Source organism: Fusibacter sp. 3D3 (genome assembly GCF_001748365.1).
Classification (GTDB): Bacteria; Bacillota; Clostridia; order Peptostreptococcales; family Acidaminobacteraceae; genus Fusibacter_A.
Window position 1 is genome coordinate 1 of sequence record NZ_BDHH01000048.1, and the last position, 2,775, is coordinate 2,775.

At 41.5% G+C, this 2,775-nt stretch carries 2 protein-coding genes; both read left to right on the plus strand.

Translation table 11 applies throughout. The annotated features are described in order from the left end of the window. Nucleotides 1-585 (plus strand): S-layer homology domain-containing protein (locus tag F3D3_RS23055; RefSeq protein WP_139132206.1); only part of this gene is annotated, 585 nt, incomplete at its 5' end. A 484-nt stretch (nt 586-1,069) separates the two neighbouring features. Beyond that, nucleotides 1,070-2,775: InlB B-repeat-containing protein (locus F3D3_RS23060; protein ID WP_175438484.1), on the plus strand; the 1,706-nt coding region annotated here is incomplete at its 3' end.

The following is a 2,775-nucleotide window of genomic DNA, read 5'->3' on the forward strand; positions in this document are numbered from 1 at the left end:
CTCATATTCAATGAAAAAACATTTGAAGACATAGAAGGCCATTGGGCACGTACAGCGGTTGATGACATGTCCTCAAGAATGATTGTGGCGGGTGTAACGGATAYGCGCTTTGAACCTGACAGAGCGATTACCAGAGCAGAAGCTATAACTGTTTTGGTAAAAGGATTGGGACTGAAAGCTGGCGTCTATCAGAAAGAGTTCTCAGATGTAAATAAGGATCAGTGGTTTTCAGGGTATGTCAGTACGGCCAGTCGATATGGTATCGTAAAAGGATATGAAGATGGTACTTTTAGACCTGATCAAAAAATCACGAGAGAAGAAGCTATTGTCATGGTTGCAGCAGCAATAAAAATCGTAGACAAAGAGCAACTTGATGTTTTTAATGATGAAAAAATGAATGCTGTGCTCTCAAAGTTCAAAGATCATGAAGCTGTTTCAGATTGGTCAGCTCAGTCTATTGCGAATTGTACTGAAATGGGCATCGTAAAAGGCAACGACCAGATGATTAGGGCTAAAGAAGCTATACGGCGCTCGGAATTAACCGTATTGATAAGAGAACTGTTGAAAGTGCTTAATTTAATCTGATTTACAGAATAAAGGTTTTGGATCACCAAAAATCAAAAGTTGAGTAACCCTCTCCCTATAATGCGCTTACGGAAAGCGAGTAATACAGCATAGGGTAGAGGATTCATGCGAAACTGACTTTTGACACTCTAACCCGTGTAGAATTTTAAACTGAAAGCTGCTTTTGATGCATTTGAAGAAATGTCTTGAAAGCGGCTTTTGTTTATATGTGAAACTGACTTTTCGATACTCTAACCCAATAATAGAATTTTATGCTTTATATCACCCGATGGGTAGTGTACAAAGATATTAAAATATTGTACACTATACAATATAGAGCTATTATTTTACAGGTTGTTAAAATTAATGGGAAATGGTTAAGTGAGTTTGAATTTTTTATCTAGAGGTCGTTTTTTTTAGAAAAATGCGGGTATTTAATTTCCAGATGAGAATGCAATGAGATGTGTAAAGTGATTTGAAAAATAGAATAGGATGAGAGGATGATATGATGAGAACTAAGTATAATCAGTTCAAAAAGGTATTTGTACTGTGTTTGTTGTTATTGTTAACTTTTAATGGGAACGCCTATGCGGTTCCAACAGATGAGAACTTCGATGGTGTGATGGGGCCGTTTGATGGTGACGGCATATTTTACACTGGAACACAAAATTATCTGTTAAATGGCATAGTATATACAAGTAATGATAGTGGTGTTGGGGATATTTGGATTGTAAATGACCCAACTCAGTTTCTGCTTGCAGGATCTGGGGACAATGCGCTTTACTATGCGTCTACAGATAGTAATACACTTACAGCAGCTTCTTTTAAAACTCAGGATGCTTCTGAATTTAAACTGAATTCATTTATGATTAACGCTGAGTATTTTTCAAATCCTGTCGTTACAACCTTTATGAATGATTTAAAAATACAGGCGTATAGAGATGGGGCGAAGATTGCTGAGATAGCGTTTCCATTAGAAAAGGAGGTTCCGCTTGAGTTTAATGTCTCTGGCAACTCGGATTGGCAAAATATCGATGAAGTTAGAATGATAGGAACTCATTTAGATTTTACTATTGATGATCTGGATTTTTCATCAGCGATTACAGGAGTTTCGTATACAGTTACTTATAATGGGAATGATTCAACAGGGGGGAGTGCCCCAGTTGATGGAAATACTTACTCTGAGGGTGGCTCTGTAACGGTTCTTGGGAACACAGGTACCCTTGTGAAGGCGAATCATAGCTTTGCAGGTTGGAATACTGCTTCAGATGGGACAGGTACAAATTATGCACCTGCAGCGACCTTTGCAATGGGTGCAGGTAATGTGACCTTATATGCGAAGTGGACAGAGGATCCAAAGTATACGGTGACATATGATGGCAATGGTAAAACCGGCGGTAATGTGCCGGTGGATGGTTTAACGTACTACAATGGTGCAACCGTAACAGCCCTTGGGAACACAGGTACACTTGTAAAGACAAATTACACCTTTGCAGGCTGGAATACTGCTTCAGATGGCACGGGTACAAATTATGCACCTGCAGCGACCTTTGCAATGGGTGCAGGTAATGTGACCTTATATGCGAAGTGGACAGAGGATCCAAAGTATACGGTGACATACGATGATAATGGTAAAACGGGCGGGGATGTGCCAGTGGATGGTTCTACATACTACAGCGGTGCAACCGTAACAGCCCTTGGGAACACAGGCACACTTGTAAAGACAAATTACACCTTTGCAGGCTGGAATACTGCTTCAGATGGGACAGGTACGAATTATGCACCTGCAGCAACCTTTGCGATGGGTGCAGGGAATGTGACCTTATATGCGAAGTGGACAGAGGATCCAAAGTATACGGTGACGTACGACGATAATGGTAAAACGGGCGGGGATGTGCCGGTGGATGGTTTAACGTACTACAGCGGTGCAACCGTAACAGCCCTTGGGAACACAGGTACACTTGTAAAGACAAATAACACCTTTGCAGGCTGGAATACTGCTTCAGATGGCACGGGTACGAATTATGCACCTGCAGCAACCTTTGCGATGGGTGCAGGTAATGTGACCTTATATGCGAAGTGGACAGAGGATCCAAAGTATACGGTGACGTACGACGATAATGGTAAAACGGGCGGGGATGTGCCGGTGGATGGTTTAACGTACTACAGCGGTGSMACGGTAATGGCTCTTAGCAACACGGGTACCCTTGT